This window comes from Pseudomonas sp. Q11, from assembly GCF_024494355.1.
GTDB classification, from domain to species: domain Bacteria; phylum Pseudomonadota; class Gammaproteobacteria; order Pseudomonadales; family Pseudomonadaceae; genus Aquipseudomonas; species Aquipseudomonas hefeiensis.
The window spans coordinates 24,436-41,547 of record NZ_JAKNQY010000032.1 but is presented as its reverse complement, the minus strand read 5'-3'; the positions used below and the strand labels follow the sequence as shown (position 1 = coordinate 41,547).

Annotated in this window: 17 protein-coding genes; 13 read left to right on the top strand and 4 right to left on the bottom strand. The window is 61.3% G+C overall.

Going from position 1 to position 17,112, the window contains the following annotated elements; genetic code table 11:
• Nucleotides 1–66 precede the first annotated feature (66 nt).
• The 3 genes from MA884_RS24860 to MA884_RS24850 are packed head-to-tail and all read left to right on the top strand — an operon-like array spanning nt 67 to nt 4,449.
• Complete coding sequence (locus tag MA884_RS24860) at nt 67–1,671, top strand: carboxyl transferase domain-containing protein (protein ID WP_256232994.1); 1,605 nt, start codon at nt 67–69, stop codon at nt 1,669–1,671.
• Between the two features lie 13 nt (nt 1,672–1,684).
• Nucleotides 1,685–2,500 carry a gamma-carboxygeranoyl-CoA hydratase gene (locus tag MA884_RS24855; protein WP_256232993.1) on the top strand — a complete coding sequence of 272 codons (816 nt, stop codon included), beginning with the start codon at nt 1,685–1,687 and terminating at the stop codon, nt 2,498–2,500.
• Nucleotides 2,500–4,449 (top strand): acetyl/propionyl/methylcrotonyl-CoA carboxylase subunit alpha, encoded by a 1,950-nt coding sequence (locus MA884_RS24850; RefSeq protein WP_256232992.1) that lies wholly within the window; start codon nt 2,500–2,502, stop codon nt 4,447–4,449. Before MA884_RS24855 ends, MA884_RS24850 begins: the two co-directional genes overlap by 1 nt.
• A 30-nt stretch (nt 4,450–4,479) precedes the next feature.
• Here the strand turns inward: MA884_RS24850 and MA884_RS24845 are convergent, their stop codons facing one another.
• Nucleotides 4,480–5,127 carry a LexA family transcriptional regulator gene (locus MA884_RS24845; RefSeq protein ID WP_256232991.1) on the bottom strand — a complete coding sequence of 216 codons (648 nt, stop codon included), beginning with the start codon at nt 5,125–5,127 and terminating at the stop codon, nt 4,480–4,482.
• A 130-nt stretch (nt 5,128–5,257) separates the two neighbouring features.
• On the opposite strand from MA884_RS24845, the gene MA884_RS24840 reads away from it, so the two are divergent.
• Together MA884_RS24840 and MA884_RS24835 are read left to right on the top strand one after the other, a co-directional pair.
• Nucleotides 5,258–5,599: a DUF6124 family protein gene (locus tag MA884_RS24840; protein WP_256232990.1), complete on the top strand. Its 342-nt coding sequence runs from the start codon at nt 5,258–5,260 to the stop codon at nt 5,597–5,599.
• A gap of 492 nt (nt 5,600–6,091) precedes the next feature.
• A complete protein-coding gene (locus MA884_RS24835) occupies nt 6,092–7,243 on the top strand; it encodes a M14-type cytosolic carboxypeptidase (protein ID WP_256232989.1) in 1,152 nt (383 codons plus the stop codon).
• Between the two features lie 81 nt (nt 7,244–7,324).
• On the opposite strand, the gene MA884_RS24830 is transcribed toward MA884_RS24835, so the two are convergent.
• Nucleotides 7,325–7,861 (bottom strand): cytochrome b, encoded by a 537-nt coding sequence (locus MA884_RS24830; protein WP_256232988.1) that lies wholly within the window; start codon nt 7,859–7,861, stop codon nt 7,325–7,327.
• Complete coding sequence (locus tag MA884_RS24825) at nt 7,858–8,940, bottom strand: catalase family peroxidase (RefSeq protein WP_256232987.1); 1,083 nt, start codon at nt 8,938–8,940, stop codon at nt 7,858–7,860. The genes MA884_RS24830 and MA884_RS24825 overlap by 4 nt, the downstream gene beginning before the upstream one ends.
• Before the next feature lie 163 nt (nt 8,941–9,103).
• Here MA884_RS24825 and MA884_RS24820 point away from each other — a divergent pair, with 163 nt between their 5' ends.
• Nucleotides 9,104–9,610: a sigma-70 family RNA polymerase sigma factor gene (locus tag MA884_RS24820; RefSeq protein WP_256232986.1), complete on the top strand. Its 507-nt coding sequence runs from the start codon at nt 9,104–9,106 to the stop codon at nt 9,608–9,610.
• Nucleotides 9,607–10,359 (top strand): anti-sigma factor, encoded by a 753-nt coding sequence (locus MA884_RS24815; protein WP_256232985.1) that lies wholly within the window; start codon nt 9,607–9,609, stop codon nt 10,357–10,359. Before MA884_RS24820 ends, MA884_RS24815 begins: the two co-directional genes overlap by 4 nt.
• A 41-nt stretch (nt 10,360–10,400) precedes the next feature.
• Here MA884_RS24815 and MA884_RS24810 read toward each other — a convergent pair whose 3' ends face one another.
• Complete coding sequence (locus tag MA884_RS24810; RefSeq protein WP_256232984.1) at nt 10,401–11,237, bottom strand: IclR family transcriptional regulator; 837 nt, start codon at nt 11,235–11,237, stop codon at nt 10,401–10,403.
• Between the two features lie 246 nt (nt 11,238–11,483).
• Between MA884_RS24810 and MA884_RS24805 the strand changes: the two genes are divergently transcribed.
• The 6 genes from MA884_RS24805 (at nt 11,484) to MA884_RS24780 (ending at nt 17,108) form a co-directional block, all read left to right on the top strand.
• Complete coding sequence (locus MA884_RS24805; protein WP_256232983.1) at nt 11,484–12,509, top strand: ABC transporter ATP-binding protein; 1,026 nt, start codon at nt 11,484–11,486, stop codon at nt 12,507–12,509.
• A complete protein-coding gene (locus MA884_RS24800) occupies nt 12,506–13,375 on the top strand; it encodes an ABC transporter permease (RefSeq protein ID WP_256232982.1) in 870 nt (289 codons plus the stop codon). Before MA884_RS24805 ends, MA884_RS24800 begins: the two co-directional genes overlap by 4 nt.
• Before the next feature lie 6 nt (nt 13,376–13,381).
• Nucleotides 13,382–14,176: an ABC transporter permease gene (locus tag MA884_RS24795; protein ID WP_256232981.1), complete on the top strand. Its 795-nt coding sequence runs from the start codon at nt 13,382–13,384 to the stop codon at nt 14,174–14,176.
• Between the two features lie 7 nt (nt 14,177–14,183).
• Complete coding sequence (locus tag MA884_RS24790) at nt 14,184–14,474, top strand: (2Fe-2S)-binding protein (protein ID WP_256232980.1); 291 nt, start codon at nt 14,184–14,186, stop codon at nt 14,472–14,474.
• A 166-nt stretch (nt 14,475–14,640) separates the two neighbouring features.
• Nucleotides 14,641–15,996 (top strand): NAD(P)/FAD-dependent oxidoreductase, encoded by a 1,356-nt coding sequence (locus tag MA884_RS24785; protein WP_256232979.1) that lies wholly within the window; start codon nt 14,641–14,643, stop codon nt 15,994–15,996.
• Nucleotides 15,993–17,108, top strand: coding sequence for an FAD-binding oxidoreductase (locus tag MA884_RS24780; protein WP_256232978.1), 1,116 nt, complete (start codon nt 15,993–15,995; stop codon nt 17,106–17,108). The genes MA884_RS24785 and MA884_RS24780 overlap by 4 nt, the downstream gene beginning before the upstream one ends.
• Nucleotides 17,109–17,112: the final 4 nt, after the last annotated feature.

Sequence of the window (17,112 nt, the reverse complement as noted above, 5' to 3'; positions counted from 1 at the left end):
GCAAGAGAACCGCGCTCTTGCTTGCAGCTTGTGGCTTGTAGCTTATAGCTGCTACGGAGTAGCCCTATGATTCTGCATACCCAGCTCAATCCGCGCTCAGCGGAGTTTATCGCCAACCGCGAGGCGATGCTCAAACAGGTCGACGCTTTGCACACCCTGCTCGCTCAGGTTCAACAAGGTGGCGGCCCCAAGGCGCAGGAGCGCCACACCTCGCGGGGCAAACTGCTGCCCCGTGAGCGCATCAATCGCTTGCTCGATCCAGGTTCGCCGTTTCTCGAGATCAGCCAACTGGCGGCTTATGAGGTGTATGGCGAAGACGTGCCGGCCGCTGGCGTGATCGCCGGGATCGGCCGCGTGGAAGGCGTCGAGTGCATGATTGTCGCCAATGACGCGACGGTCAAAGGCGGTTCCTACTATCCGCTGACGGTGAAAAAACATCTGCGGGCCCAGACCATCGCCCAGCAGAATCGCTTGCCGTGTATTTACCTGGTGGACTCAGGCGGTGCCAACCTGCCGCGCCAGGACGAAGTGTTCCCGGACCGTGAGCACTTCGGGCGGATTTTCTTCAATCAGGCGAACATGAGCGCCATGGGCATTCCACAGATTGCCGTGGTCATGGGTTCCTGCACCGCCGGTGGCGCCTACGTGCCAGCGATGGCCGACGAAGCGATCATGGTTCGCCAGCAGGCGACGATCTTCCTCGCCGGACCACCGCTGGTGAAAGCCGCCACCGGTGAAGTGGTGAGTGCCGAAGATCTGGGCGGTGCCGATGTGCATTGCAAGATTTCTGGTGTCGCCGACCACTACGCCGACAACGATGAACACGCCCTGGCCATTGCCCGCCGCAGCATTGCCAACCTCAACTGGCGCAAGCTCGGCGAAGTGCAGCAACGAGCCCCCATTGCCCCGCTGTATTCGAGCGACGAACTGTACGGCGTAGTTTCGGCCGACGCCAAGCAACCGTTTGACGTGCGAGAAGTGATTGTGCGGCTGGTGGACGGTTCGGTGTTCGACGAGTTCAAGGCACTGTTCGGAACGACGCTGGTATGCGGTTTTGCTCACTTGCACGGCTACCCGATTGCCATTCTTGCCAACAACGGCATCCTCTTCGCCGAAGCCGCGCAGAAAGGCGCGCACTTTATCGAGCTGGCCTGTCAACGCGGCATCCCACTGCTGTTCCTGCAGAACATTACGGGTTTCATGGTCGGGCAGAAATACGAAGCCGGCGGCATCGCCAAGCACGGCGCGAAGCTGGTGACGGCGGTGGCCTGCGCCAAGGTGCCGAAGTTCACCGTGATCATCGGCGGCAGTTTCGGCGCGGGTAACTATGGCATGTGCGGTCGTGCCTACGACCCACGGTTCCTGTGGATGTGGCCGAATGCGCGGATTGGCGTGATGGGTGCCGAACAGGCCGCCGGCGTACTGGTGCAGGTCAAGCGCGAACAGGCCGAACGCAGCGGCCATTCGTTCAGCGCCGCCCAGGAAGCTGAAATCAAACAACCGATTCTCGATCAGTACGAAGAGCAGGGTCACCCCTACTATTCCAGCGCGAGGCTGTGGGACGACGGGGTCATCGACCCGGCCCAGACCCGCGATGTACTGGGCCTGGCCTTGTCCGCGTCGTTGAACGCGCCCATCGAACCGAGCCGCTTCGGCGTGTTCCGGATGTAAACGGGGAATGCACATGGATAACTTCAATACCCTCGAACTGCTCGGCGACCCCCGCGGCTTTGCGACCTTGTGGCTCAGCCGAGAGCAGAAAAACAACGCGTTCAACGCCGAAATGATCCGCGAGCTGATCCTTGCCCTGGACCACATCAGCAGTGATCCGAACCTGCGTTTTTTGCTGATCCGCGGTCGCGGCAAACACTTCAGCGCTGGCGCCGACCTGTCCTGGATGCAGCAGTCGGCCGAACTCGATTACCACACCAACCTCGACGACGCCCGGGAACTGGCAGAGCTGATGTACAACCTCGCCAAGTTGAAAATTCCTACTGTGGCGGTGGTCCAGGGCGCGGCGTTTGGCGGCGCGCTGGGGTTGATCAGCGCCTGCGACATGGCCATTGGCGCCGATCAGGCGCAGTTCTGTCTGTCGGAAGTGCGCATTGGCCTGGCGCCAGCAGTGATCAGCCCGTTCGTGGTGCAAGCCATCGGCGAACGAGCGGCCAGGCGTTATGCCCTGACCGCTGAGCGCTTCGGCGGGCAGCGGGCGAAGGAAATCGGTTTGCTGTCGGAAAGTTACCCAGCCGAAACACTGGACCAGCAGGTCGAACAATGGGTCGACAACCTGCTGCTCAACAGTCCGGCGGCCATGCGTGCCAGCAAGGAACTGTTGCGCGAAGTCGGCAACGGCGCCCTCACACCGGCATTGCGGCGCTACACCGAAAACGCCATCGCCCGCATCCGCGTCAGTCCGCAAGGCCAGGAAGGCTTACGAGCATTCCTGCAAAAGCGCTCGCCCAACTGGCAAGCCGAGTCGAACAACAAGGAGCCGCGTTGATGAGCGCCCCCATCCTCACCACGTTGCTGGTGGCCAACCGTGGTGAAATCGCTTGCCGCGTGATGCGCACCGCCAAGGCCATGGGCCTGACCACGGTTGCCGTGCACAGCGCCACCGACCGCAATGCCCGCCACAGCCGTGAAGCCGACATCCGCGTTGACCTGGGCGGTAGCAAGGCCGCTGACAGCTATTTGCAAATCGACAAACTGATCGCCGCCGCCCAAGCCAGCGGCGCCCAGGCTATCCATCCCGGTTATGGTTTTCTTTCAGAGAATGCCGGGTTCGCCCGGGCCATTGAAAACGCCGGTTTGATCTTCCTCGGCCCGCCCGCCTCGGCCATCGATGCCATGGGCAGCAAGTCCGCCGCCAAAGCCCTGATGGAAACCGCTGGCGTGCCACTGGTGCCCGGTTATCACGGCGAAGCCCAGGACCTGGACACCTTCCGCGACGCCTGCGAACGCATCGGCTATCCGGTACTGCTCAAGGCCACTGCCGGTGGCGGCGGCAAAGGCATGAAAGTGGTCGAGGCCGTCAGCCAACTGGCCGAAGCACTGGCTTCGGCGCAACGTGAAGCGCAATCGTCGTTCGGCGACTCGCGGATGCTGGTGGAAAAGTACCTGCTCAAGCCACGGCACGTGGAAATCCAGATTTTTGCCGATCAACACGGCAACTGCCTGTACCTCAATGAGCGTGATTGCTCGATCCAGCGTCGGCATCAGAAGGTGGTGGAAGAAGCCCCCGCCCCCGGCCTGACCCCGCAACTGCGTCGTGCCATGGGCGAAGCCGCCGTGCGCTCGGCTCAAGCCATCGGTTATGTCGGTGCCGGTACCGTGGAGTTTTTGCTGGATGCACGCGGGGAGTTCTTCTTCATGGAGATGAACACGCGCCTGCAAGTCGAACACCCGGTCACTGAAGCCATTACCGGTCTCGATCTGGTGGCATGGCAGATTCGCGTGGCACGTGGCGAGCGGCTGCCCATGACGCAGGAGCAAGTGCCACTGCTCGGCCACGCTATCGAAGTGCGCCTGTATGCCGAAGACCCGGCCAACGACTTCCTGCCGGCTACCGGGCGCCTGGCGTTGTATCGCGAGTCGAGTGCGGCACCGGGTCGTCGGGTCGACAGCGGCGTGCACGAAGGCGACGAAATTTCACCGTTCTACGACCCGATGCTCGGCAAGCTGATTGCCTGGGGCGAGGATCGTGAACAAGCGCGGTTGCGACTTTTGAGCATGCTCGACGAGTTTGCCATCGGCGGACTGAAAACCAACATCAGCTTTCTACGACGTATCGTGGCCCACCCCGCCTTCGCGGCGGCGGAGCTGGATACCGGATTTATCCCACGTTACCAGGCGCAACTATTGCCAGTGACTGGCGAATTGGATGACGACTTCTGGCTCGCGGCGGCGCATGGCTTCGCTTTGAGTCTGACGCCGCATGTACGACCCGACGATGCCAACTCACCCTGGGCCCACACCGCCGGTCTGCGTCTGGGGCTGCCAAGACAGACTACTGTGCACCTTAGCTGTGAGGGCCAGGATCGAGCGTTGACCCTGGAGGTCACGGCCGGTCCTACGGAGCTCAAGGATGAGCAACTGGTGATCGAGCGCAACGGCCTGCGGCGCAGGCATCGCGCCATTCGCCAGGGCGACAGCCTTTATCTGCAATGGGAAGGTGACCTGCACCGAGTCGACATATATGACCCGCTGGCGGCCGCCGAAGCCAGCCACAGCCATCAAGGCGGCCTGACTGCCCCCATGAACGGCAGTATCGTTCGGGTACTGGTGAGTATCGGCCAGACGGTGGAAGCCGGAGCACAACTGGTGGTACTGGAGGCGATGAAAATGGAGCACAGCATTCGTGCACCTCAGGCCGGCGTGATCAAGGCTCTGTATTGCCAGGAAGGCGAAATGGTCAGCGAGGGCTGCGCGTTGGTGGAGTTCGAAGAATAGGTATCGGCCCGCTCCCCCGGGCCGATCCAGTCAGAACCTGATGGTGGCCTGCACGACCACACCGATGATGCGGCATTGCGCGGTGTACAGGGTTTTCGGGTACGTGGGATTGAGCGGGACCAGGTAACGCTGCCCGCTCTCTTCAATCAACTTGCGAAAGGTGGCGTCACTGCTGTCAGGCAGTTGGGCAACCACCAGTTTGCCAGGCACCGCTTCAATGGCCGGGTCGACCAGGATCGACATTCCCTCGGGAATGCTCAACCCGCTGGGTGACGTCATCGCATCCCCCATCACCACCAGCCAGAATGCGTCCCCCTGAGCGTGATAGTCCGTCAGCTCATAGCGCGCCTGGCTGTAGGTCGCCAGATCGCCTTCGCGGATCTCGCCTACCTCGCTCCAATCACTTACCGGGTAGCGGAAGTACGGATTGTACTTCTGCGCCAGGGCCATGCCTTCCTCGGTGGAGGTGTCCGGCTCGCGGATTACCATCGCCACCTCAAGAAACTCCAGCCCCAGCTCCCGCAGGACCCGGTTCATGTCGTCGACACTGGGTTGCCGGCGCTTGGTCAGCCAATGGCCGACGCCGCCCTGGGACATTCCCAAACGTTCTGCGAGCACCACTTGCGTGATGCGCAGCTCCTTCATCTTGGCCTTGACCAACTCTATCCATTTATCCATGTGCGGCACGATACTTGGCTGGCTCCGACCATCAAAACACAAAATGTAGTATTTAAATTATCGTCACAATTACGATAGGTACTATTCTGGATTCAGGATTTCAGCCCACACACGGAGAATCTAGACCCCCATGGACAAACTCAACACCGATGAGACCACCCACCCTTTCGACAGTACGTTCACCTCGCTGCAGGACTGCCCGGCAGCCCAACGCGCTCTGGACTATTACTTGAAACCGGGTGTTTCAGATGCGCCTTCAGACCACCGTTTCTTCGACGTAAACCGTAACATCAGCGGGGAAGAAGCGTTGGTTCATGCTTGCGACCTGCTGCGCTGTGCAGCAGCCACCGCCCAGGAATCCGCCAACCGATTACAAGGGTCAAGCCGCGACCTGGCTTTTTCAGTGGTGCATATGATTGATCTGGTCAAAGTCATGCTTGACCGGTCACTGGACGGCTACCCTACTCGCTAGGCGTAACACTTGGGAAAGGCGCCGCGAATGCGGGACCGGGAAAATATTTTCCAATAGACGAGATAAAAACATTTGACTTGCAAATGATAATGATTATTATTGCATCAGCTGGTCGCGAGATCAGTCGATAGGCCAGAAGACCTTAGGTCGGACTTCTGGAATATCTCCTCATCAGGCTAATCACGGTTTTTGACCCGGCTTTTTGCCGGGTCTTTTTTTTGCCGATTTTTCGGCTTATGGCTTCAGGCTAATGAAGTCTTTTGCGTGTCGCTCATTCGATGGCGGCGATGATAGCAAATGAATATCCCTTTACAAGCGCTCCAGGCCATACCAACGAAAACTATCGACAGGTAGCACTTGAGAATCAATCGCGGACTCACTAAGCTCCCCTAGCGTCCAGGGAGGACGCCCCCTCTTTTCTGTCACGCAAATCGTCCCGACACCCTCCTCCTTGCGTGTAAAGTAACGGTCATAAAATCCATCACAGGAATCGTGACCGTGGCTAAATCTTCCTTTGATATCAGCGCCAATTTCGACAGCGGCAACATCGAGATCGTCGACATCAGCAACCCTTTGCAATCACTGCTGAAGATCAGACCTGACACCCGTAGCGCCCACTTCCAGTGGTTTCACTTCAAGGCCAGCGGCTTGCACGTCGGCCAGGAATATTCTTTTCGCCTGCTCAATGTCAGTCAATCGTCCTATAACAGGGCATGGACGGGTTACCAGACCGTCGCCTCTTATGATCACGTCAACTGGTTCCGTATTCCCACACAATTCGAAGGCGACGCCCTGCGCTTTCACCTGGAAGCCGAACAGCCCCACGCCTGGTTTGCCTATTTCGAACCCTACAGCCGTGGTCGCCACGACTGGTTGATCGAGCAGGCGCTGCACAAGGCCGGAACCGAACTGCTGGCCGTCGGCAAAAGCGTGGAAGGCCGCGACATTCAACTACTGCGCAAGGGCAGCGGTGCCGAAGGTCGACGCAAGGTCTGGATCATCGCCCAGCAACATCCCGGCGAGCACATGGCCGAGTGGTTCATGGAAGGCGTGATCGAACGCCTGCAGCAACTGGACGACACGCCACTGAACCGACTGCTTGCCAAGGCCGATCTGTATCTGGTGCCTAACATGAACCCGGACGGTGCTTTCCACGGCCATCTGCGTACCAACGCCATGGGTCAGGATCTCAACCGCGCGTGGCAGAACGCCAGTCCGGAGATCAGTCCTGAGGTATTTTTCGTGCAGCAGCAAATGGAAAAGTACGGCGTAGACTTTTTCCTGGACGTTCATGGTGACGAGGAAATCCCTCACGTATTCACCGCCGGTTGCGAAGGCAACCCAGGCTACACGCCACGCATTGCCGAACTCGAAGAGCGCTTTCGCAGCGATCTCAAGCACCAGACCAAAGACTTTCAGACCACTTACGGCTACACCCGCGACGAACCGGGCCAGGCCAACATGACCCTGGCCTGTAACGCGGTCGGCCAGAAATACGACTGCCTGTCCCTGACCCTGGAGATGCCGTTCAAGGACCACGACGACCACCCGGACCCTCGCACCGGCTGGTCCGGCAAGCGTTCGATGCAACTGGGCAAGGATGTGTTGAGCACCATTGAGACCATGGTTGACGAATTGCGTTAACCCAACGACCTGATCAACCCCTGTCCACGGTGGACACCCTGGGTGGCAGCAATGTGGGAGCAAAGCTTGCTCCCACAATCATCAGCCTTTGCCGCGCAGCATACTGTCCAACACCTCATCCCGACGCACCCAACCATGAAACAGCGCCGCCGCCAGATGCACCAGCACGGTCAGGAACAATAGATAAGCCAGGTAGCCATGGGCCTTACGCAACAGTGCGAAGGTCTGGGCATCCGCCGGTACGATGGAAGGCAATTGCAGGGAGCTGCTGAGCATCACCGGGTCCCCCGCCGCTGAAATCATGCCCCAACCCAACAACGGCAGGATCAACATCAAGGCATACAACAGAGCATGGGACGCCTTGGCTGCCAACGCCTGCCAGCCTGGTAGATCGGCAGGCAACGGCGGCTGGCGTGTCGTAAAGCGCACCAGCAGGCGCACGATCACCAGCAGCAGAATCGCGATGCCCAAGGGTTTGTGCAATTGAAGCAGCCATTCATGGCGCTCGGACACCGAGGCCACCATGCCCGCGCCGATAAAGAGCATGGCAATGACCATCAATGCCATCAACCAGTGCAGCAGTCGAGCCAGCGGTGCGAAGTGTCGAGGGGCGCTCATGGGCGGGACTCCTGGTTGGCGGGCAATTGACTGACTTCGCTGGTGCGCCGCAAGTACGAACTGGCATACGCGGCAGAGCGCGCCGCCAAAAGCGGGTCTTCTGAACCTTCGATGCCGTTGGGCAGAATCAGCGGGTCATAGTTGATATCGCGGCATTCGCCGTCGTCCTGCGCCTGGGCGCGCTCCAGCACCAGCGTACCGGCGTTGAGCACCTTTCGATCTTCAGGCCAGACCTTGCTGGCGTCGTTCACCGGATCGCCCGGATTGGCCAAAATGATATTCAACTGCCAGCGCAATGGCCCAGCGGCCAGGCGTTTCACCAGATCCTGTTCCAGAAAATCCGCGCCTTGGGGTGGCGCCACATCCGAAGCATCCGAAGTCATCGGTACCACACCCCAGCGGACCGCCTGGCGTTGTCCCGCAGGATTGACCAGGTAAAACGCATTGATGCCGTTGTAGGTTTCGGTGGCATAGCTGGCCGATGGCTTGGCAGTCTTGATCCATTGCAGGAACGGTTTGGCTTCCGGGTGCGCGGCAAAGAAGGCGGGGACGGCCGCAGGATTGGGTTTACCTGTGGCGGGATCCGGCGATTGGGCCTGTTGCAACTGATAGAACGCTTCGGGCGTGCCCACCGGAAACACCGGCATACTGTTCATCCCGGTACGCCACTGCTGGCCGTTGGCCTGGGTGAAGCGCAGTGCCAGACTGCGGATCGGCACGCTGTTGTCCGGCGCGTAGGGGTTACCGCTGGGCAAGGCAAACCGCCCGACGACCGGCGTGCGCGCCTCCATGAAGACCTGCGCACTGGAATAGGGGCGAGCTTCACCGCTGCTTTGGAAATAGCCCGCAACGCAAACCCCTTTGGAGTGATTGCGACGAAAGCCCGGGTGCACTCCGTTGTTCTTTTCCAGCACGTTGACCAGCGCATTCGGCGTCAGGCGTTGTGGGTCGAGGGTTCCATTGACGTAGGCAAATGTCCCGGCCAACGCGGCGACAATCACAGCGATGCCCGTCAAGCGCAGCGCCAGGCTGGCGGCACCCAACGGCGGCCGGCTCGGTTCAGAGGAAGGGTCAACCATGACGAAGCTCCAAGGCCCAAGGCCATTTGTACAAAGGACCCGTCAGACGAAAGCCTGAGGGTTTTATTCCCACGCCTCGTATTTATTTTTTCCAGGCTGGAATAATCTCGTTCGCGAGTCGTCTTTCCACTCCCGGCGCAGTGACTGCCAAAGAAGCACAGCCATGAACGAACTCGACGAACAGTTGCGCATGCTCATCCCCCGACTACGGCGTTTTGCCGTGTCGTTGACGCGCAACCCCAGCAACGCTGATGACCTGGTGCAAGCGTGCCTGGAGCGGGCATTGTCAAAATGGAACGACAAACGTGCCGACGGTGACCTTCGGGCCTGGCTGTTTTCGATTCTTTATCGCCAGTTTCTCGATAGCCATCGTCGTTCCCGACGCTATGCACGCATGCTGGAATTTTTCACCGGTCGCGACGATGCCCACCCTTCGGCCGAGCGCAGCGTGATCGCCCAATCGTCCCTTGAGGCTTTCGATCAACTGACGACCGAACAGCGCGCGCTGCTGCTGTGGGTCTCGGTGGAAGGCTTGAGTTACCAGCAAGTGGCCGACATTCTCGGCGTGCCGACCGGCACCGTGATGTCACGCATATCCCGCGCCCGCCAAGCCCTGCGCCAACTCAGCGACGGCGAAATCACCCGCCCTGCCCTGCGGATACTCAAATGATCAGCATGCCCCCCAGCGACAACGACCTGCACGCCTACGTCGATCGTCAACTGAGCGAAGCCGACCAGCGTCTGATGGAAAACTACCTGGCTAATCACCCGGAAGTCGCCGCCCGGGTCCGGGCCTGGCAACAGGATGCGCAACACCTGCGCGCGGCCCTGAGCGCAGGCCTGCAACACCCCTCTAACCCGGACCTCGATCCGACCGTGATCCGCCAACGCTTGAAACATCGATCCCATCGCCACCTGGCCAGCGCAGCAGTGCTGCTGCTGGCCGTCAGCGTGGGTGGTTTGAGCGGCTGGAAGGCCCGGGAGATGACGCTCATCAGCGCTATGTTGCCCATGACCGACGCCTTGCAGGCGTATCGACTATTTGCCCAGCAAGGCATCCTGCCGGCCGATTACCAAAGCGGCGACGAGAGCAATATGCAAGGTTGGCTCGACCGTTACTTCACCCAGGCCAACCGCCTGCCAGACCTGTCGGGGGCAGGTTTCAAGCCGGTCAGCGGGCGGTTGCTGAGCACTGAGCAAGGGGCGGCGGCGATGGTGGTTTATCAGGACCCGAGCGGCCAGAAGATCAGCTTCTACGTGCGCCCACCAGGCCCGAAAAATTTCCTGCTGCCCCGTGGCAGCCGTCGCGACGGCGAGCTGCAAGCCGAGTATTGGTCGGGGGCCGGGTACAACTATGCGATGGTGGTGCCCAGCGATATGCCAGCGGCGCAGATGCTCAAGCAGACACAGAACTTCTGATCACCGCAGATCCCCTGTGGGAGCGGGGATGTCCGTGAAATTCAACCCTGCCCAAACACCTGCGAGGGCCTGCGCAACAGCGGGTCGAACGGATTGATCCGCGGCCCGATCAGGGCCGCCTCGCGCTTGAGCATCTCAACTACCGTCGGCAGGCGGTCCGGCCCCAGTCGATCACTCACGGTCGCCACACTCAACGCCGCCACGGCGCGGCCTTCCCGATCCAGGATCGGCACGGCCACCCCGGCCATGCCTTGCAACACGCCGGTGTTGCGTCCGGCGTAGCCCAATGCGCGCACGTTCTCCACTTCCGTGCGCAGGAAGACTTCATCGTACAAATGAAAATCCTTGAGCCGTGGCAGGTTGTAATGAATCACCGTGTCGCGCTCCTCTTCCGGCAGGAACGCCAGGATCGCCAGGCTGCCCTGTCCTACACCCAACGCCACGCGACCGCCAATGTCGCCGGTGAACGTGCGGATCGGAAACGGACCTTCACTGCGGTCCAGACAGATCGCATCGAAACCGCTGCGCGCCAGCAGAAATAACGAGTCCCCCAGGGACGCCGACAGTCGCAACATGGCCGGCCGCGTCAGCTCACGCAGGTTGCCGGTGTTCCCGGCGCGCGCGGCCAAGGCAAAGAAGTCCAGGCTCAGGCGATAGCGTTTGCTGCGCGCGTCCTGCTCGACCATGCCCTCGTCCATCAGGCTGCGCAGCATGCGATGTGTGGTGGGTTGAGACAGACCGATGCGCTGAGCCAGCTGCGTGACCCGCTCCCCGCCCTCGACGGTGTCACCCAGGCTGCGCAACACGGCAAACAGTCGGGAGACTGCGCCAACCCCGACTTCGTTTTTTTCGTTATTCCGATCAGTGGAATCCGGCATGGAGTTTCTCGTTAGTTAAATTTATTCACCGAAGTAAACTGAAAATAGTCGTCCTCTCAGTGAAATAGTCCATTGAGCCCATCCTATTCTTCGTCCTACTCTGCGTCCATACAGGGGCGATTCGAACAACAGCGGCAGCCGACTTAACGTCGAGCGCCAACGCACCCCGCAGCATCCTTTCGTATCTGCCCATACAAAAAAGCGCGCCTTGTGGCGACGCATAACAATCTCAGGTGGAGCGCAATCATGGCTTTTGTGCAACTTGAAGGACTTGGCAAACGTTACGGGGACATCGATGCCGTGGTGGACACCCATCTCTCGGTGGAAAAAGGCGAATTCGTCTCGCTGCTGGGCCCCTCCGGCTGCGGCAAAACCACCACCTTGCAAATGATCGCCGGCTTCGTCGAAGTCAGCAGTGGACGCATCCTGCTGGACGGCCGCGATATCACCCATGCCAAGCCCGCCAGCCGGGGGCTGGGCGTCGTGTTCCAAAGCTACGCGCTGTTCCCCCACATGACCGTCAGGGACAACGTCGCCTTCGGCCTGCGTATGCGCAAAGTGCCCGGCGCCGAGCTGCAACAACGGGTGGATCGGGTCCTGAAGCTGGTGCGTCTGGACCTGCATGCCGAGCGCTACCCGCGGGAACTCTCCGGCGGCCAGCGCCAGCGCGTGGCACTGGCCCGAGCGCTGGTGATCGAACCGCCAGTGCTGCTGCTTGACGAACCGCTGTCCAACCTCGACGCCAACCTGCGCGAGGAGATGCAGTACGAAATCCGCCGCATTCAGCGAGAAGTCGGGATCACCACCTTGATGGTGACCCACGACCAGTCCGAAGCGCTGTCCATCAGTGACCGGGTCGTGGTGATGCAGGCCGGGCGCATCACTCAGATCGACGCACCGTACACCCTTTACGAACACCCGCGCACCGAATTCATTTCCGGCTTCGTCGGCAAAGCCAACCTGCTGCCCGGCGAGCGCGACAGCCAGGGCAACGTTCAAGCTTGCAGCCAGGACCGCGGCCAACTGGTGCTCAGCCTGCGTCCAGAGAAAATCGATCTGTGCCAAGCCGGCTCAGGTCGGTTGCAAGGCGTCATCGTCAGCCGCTTCTTTCTCGGCAGCCAATGGCTGTACGGCGTCTCGACCAACCTGGGCGAGCTCTGCGTGGTGCGCCGCAACGACGGCTGCGCGCCGATGACCGAAGGCACGGCGGTGGGTCTTGACTGGGATCCGGCGCTGCTGCGCTTGCTGAGCGTGGACGAGGTGCCGGCATGAAGCTGATCGATGCAATGGGCCGGGGAAAACAAGGCTATCTGATGTCCGCCCCAGCCCTGGCCTGGTACCTGGGCCTGCTGGTCATTCCCTTGGGGCTGACGCTGGTGCTGTCGTTCAACGTCTTCGACTACGGCACGGGCATCGACGAAAACGCCTACACCCTCGACCACTACGTCAGCCTGCTGAGCGACCCGTACTATTACGAGATCTTTTTGCGCACACTCTGGATCAGCGCACTCACCACAATTTTGTGCGTACTGATCGGCGTGCCCGAGGCTTATATCCTCAGCCGCATGGGCGCGCCGTGGCGCTCGATTTTCCTCATTCTGATTCTCACGCCGCTGCTGATTTCGGTGGTGGTGCGGGCCTTCGGCTGGAGTCTGTTGCTGGGTGCCGACGGGTTGGTCAACCAGACTTTGCAAGCCTTCGGCGGCTCACCGATGAAGCTGCTCTATACGCCGTTTGCCGTGGTCATCGCCCTGGTGCATGTGATGCTGCCATTCATGATCATCCCGGTCTGGACCTCGCTGCAAAAGCTCGATCCGGCCGCCGAACAGGCCGCGCTGTCCTTGGGCGCGAGCCAGTTCACGGTAATGCGCAAGGTCGTGCTGCCGCAGATCATGCCCGGCGTATTGTCCGGCACCCTCATCGTATTCGGCCTCGCCGCCAGTTCCTTCGCCATTCCCGGTCTGCTCGGCGGACGCCGCCTGAAAATGGTCGCCACGCTGATCTACGACCAGTACCTGTCAGAGCTGAACTGGCCAATGGGCGCGGCCATTGCCGTCGCACTGCTGCTGCTCAACCTGCTGATCATGCTGTCGTGGAACCGCATGATCGAGGGCCGCTACAAGAAGTCATTGGGGTAACTCGTCATGTCCAGGAACGGTCCTTTCGCCCTGTTGTTTCATGCCCTGGTGGTGGTGTTCATGATGGCGCCGCTGCTGGTGGTCTGTCTTGTTGCCTTCACCCCGGAAAACACCCTGAGCCTGCCGACCACGGAGTTTTCCCTGCGCTGGTTCCGTGCGGTGTTCGAGCGCGCCGATTTTATCGATGCGTTCTACAACAGCCTGATCCTGGCGTTCAGCGCAGCGTCGCTGGCGACATTGATCGCGGTGCCGGCAGCCCTGGCGATCACTCGGCTCCAATTCCCTGGCCGGGATTTTTTCAATGGTCTGTTCCTGTCGCCGATCATCATTCCGCACCTGGTACTGGGTGTGGCGCTGTTGCGGCTGTTTGCGCTGATGGGTGTGAACGGCAGCTTCACCTGGCTGATCTTCGCCCATGTGCTGGTGATTACACCGTATGTGCTGCGTCTGGTGTTGGCCTCGGCCATCGGTCTGGACCGCAGCGCCGAGCAGGCCGCGCAATCGCTCGGGGCCGGGCGCTTCACGCTGTTTCGGCAAATCACCTTGCCGATGATTCTGCCCGGGGTGGCCGGAGGCTGGTTGCTGGCGTTCATCAACAGCTTCGATGAGGTCACCTTGTCGATCTTCGTCACTTCACCGGCCACGCAAACCCTGCCGGTGCGCATGTATGTCTACGCCACCGAATCCATCGATCCGATGATGGCGGCGGTGTCGGCGCTGGTCATCGCGCTCACGGCGCTGACCATGATTGTGCTCGACCGGGTCTATGGCCTGGATCGGGTCCTGGTGGGCAAACAATGAGGGCGCCATGGCTCTGCTGAAACGACTGGCCGAAGGCGACCGCCCGGCCCTGGACTTTACCCTCGACGGCGAACCGGCCATCGGTCTGCTGGGCGATACCGTGCTCACCGCGGTGCTGACCTGCAGCGACCATCTGCGCGGCAGCGACTTCAGCGCCGAGCCCCGGGCCGGTTTTTGCCTGATGGGCGCCTGCCAGGATTGCTGGGTCCGCCTGGGCGACGGCCGCCGTGTGCGCGCCTGCTCGACCCAGCTTGAAGCCGGCCAGCAAATCACCCGCGAACCGGGGCGCCAGCCATGAACAATGCCGTCTGGGATGACCCCATCGCGAGCAGGCTCGCTCCCACATGGGGGCGGCGGTGGTGCTTGATTCTGAGAGCACCGCAAGTCTCCTGTGGGAGCGAGCCTGCTCGCGATGGCTGCGGCGATAGCAGCATAAATCCCACAGCATCGCCAACGGGGTGGCTATGAAGCCGGTCACCATCATCGGTGCCGGCCCGGCGGGTATCCGCGCCGCCCAGACTCTGGTCGCCCACGGCGTATACCCCATCCTGCTGGACGAAGCCGCACGCGGTGGCGGACAGATCTATCGGCAACAACCGCTCAATTTCAAGCGCTCGCCGGCCAAGTTGTATGGCTTTGAGGCGCACAAAGCCAGTGCCCTGCACCAAACCTTCGACGAGTTGCGCGAACAGCTCGATTACCGGCCAGACACGCTGGTGTGGAACGCCGAGGCCGGTCTGCTGGATACCTTGCATGAGGGCCGCGCCGCGCGTCTGGAGTACGCCAGCGTGATCGTCGCAACGGGCGCCACCGACCGAATCCTGCCAGTGCCTGGATGGACACTGCCGGGTGTGTACAGCCTGGGCGCCGCGCAGATTGCCCTGAAGTTTCAGGGTTGCGCCATCGGTGAACGGGTCGTGTTTGCCGGCAGCGGCCCGTTGCTTTATCTGGTGGCTTATCAATACGCCAGGGCAGGCGCCAACGTGGTCGCGGTACTCGACAGCTCGCCCTTGAGCGCCCAGGCTCGCGCCCTGCCCGGTCTGCTGGCACAACCGGCCACACTGGCCAAGGGGCTCTACTATCGCGCCTGGCTGACCACCCACGGCATCGCCGTGCACCAAGGGGCAAGCCTGACGCGTATCGACGGAGAACGGCGCGTCCAGTCACTGAAATGGCGCAACAGCAAAGGCTTGCAGTCGCTCGATTGCGACGCGGTGGCCTTCGCTCACGGCTTGCGCAGCGAAACCCAACTGGCTGACCTGCTGGGCTGCGAATTTTCCTGGAACCCTCTTAACCGCGCCTGGCTGCCACAGCGCGACCATGCCGGTCGCAGCAGCGTACCGGGGATCTACCTGGCGGGCGACGGTGCTGGAATTATGGGCGCCGACGCCGCAGAAATAGCCGGCGAACGTGCGGCCCTGGCCCTGCTCGAAGACCGCGGCTATCTGATCGACCCGCAGCGTTGCACCCAGCTGGAACAATCCCTGGAACGCATCGACCGTTTTCGACAGGGTCTGGAGCGCGCCTTTGTCTTTCCTACGGACTGGGCCGTCCACGCCACTGACGATCTGATGATCTGCCGCTGCGAAGAAGTCAGCGCAGGCGAGATCCGCCGGGTAGTGGATGAAGGTCATTGGGAAATCAACCGGGTCAAGGCCCATTGCCGGGTCGGCATGGGGCGTTGCCAAGGGAGGATGTGTGGCGCCGCAGCGGCGGAAATCATTGCCCGCGAGAGCGGGCGCCCCGTTGGCGAAATCGGTCGGATGCGGGCACAGGCCCCGGTCAAACCCGTACCGTTTGGCCTGGAGGTCGAGCCATGATCGAAGTGGATGTCGTGATCATTGGCGGCGGTATCGTCGGCGCCTCGGCCGCGCTGTTCCTGAGCAAAGCCGGACGCCGGGTGGCATTGCTGGAGCGAGACTTCTGCGGTTCGCACTCCAGCGGTGTCAACTACGGCGGCGTGCGGCGCCAGGGTCGACCGTTGTCACAACTGCCGCTGTCGCAACGGGCCCATGAAATCTGGAGCCAGTTGCCGCAGTTGATCGGCATCGATGGGGAGTACCAGCGCAGTGGTCACCTGAAACTGGCCCGCAGCCCCGACGACCTGCGGGCCCTGCACGACTACGCCGCCAGCAGCCAGGGGTTCGGCCTTGATCTGCAACTGCTGGATCGAGATCAGTTGCGCGCCCGTTTCCCATGGGTCGGCGCAGTCGCGGTCGGCGCATCCCTCTGCCCGGACGACGGCCACGCCAATCCGCGACTGGTGTCCCCGGCATTCGCCCATGCAGCCCGCAGGCATGGCGCACAGATCCACGAACAATGCGCAGTCAGCCATGTGGAACATGACGGCCAGCGCTTTGGTGTGCGTACCGAAACGGGCCTGGTGCTTCAGGCTTCCTGGCTGCTGAACTGCGCGGGTGCCTGGGCGAGCCATTTTGCCGCGCAATTTGGCGAAGCGGTGCCGATGCATGCCGGGCATCCGGCGATGCTGGTCACCGAGCCGTTACCTTTGGTGATGGATGCCAGCACCGGCGTGGAAGGTGGCGGTATCTATGCGCGCCAGGTCGCCCGCGGCAACTGCGTGCTGGGGGGCGGCCAAGGTTTTGCCCTGGACGATGCCCGCGCCCGACCCGGCCAGAACGCAGTGATCGAAATCCTGCGCCAAGCCGTGGAGCTCTACCCTTTTTTGGAGGGTGCCCAGGCGATTCGCACCTGGAGCGGCACCGAAGGTTACCTGCCCGATCGCCAACCGGTGATCGGGCACAGCAGCACCCAACCCGGCCTGTTGCATGCGTTCGGCTTTGCCGGCGCGGGTTTTCAGATCGGTCCCGCGGTGGGCCAGGCGCTCACCGAGATCATCTGCTGCGGCGCGTCAAAAACGTCGCTGGATGCGTTTTCAATCACCCGGTTTCACTCCATCTCCGTTGCTTGATAGA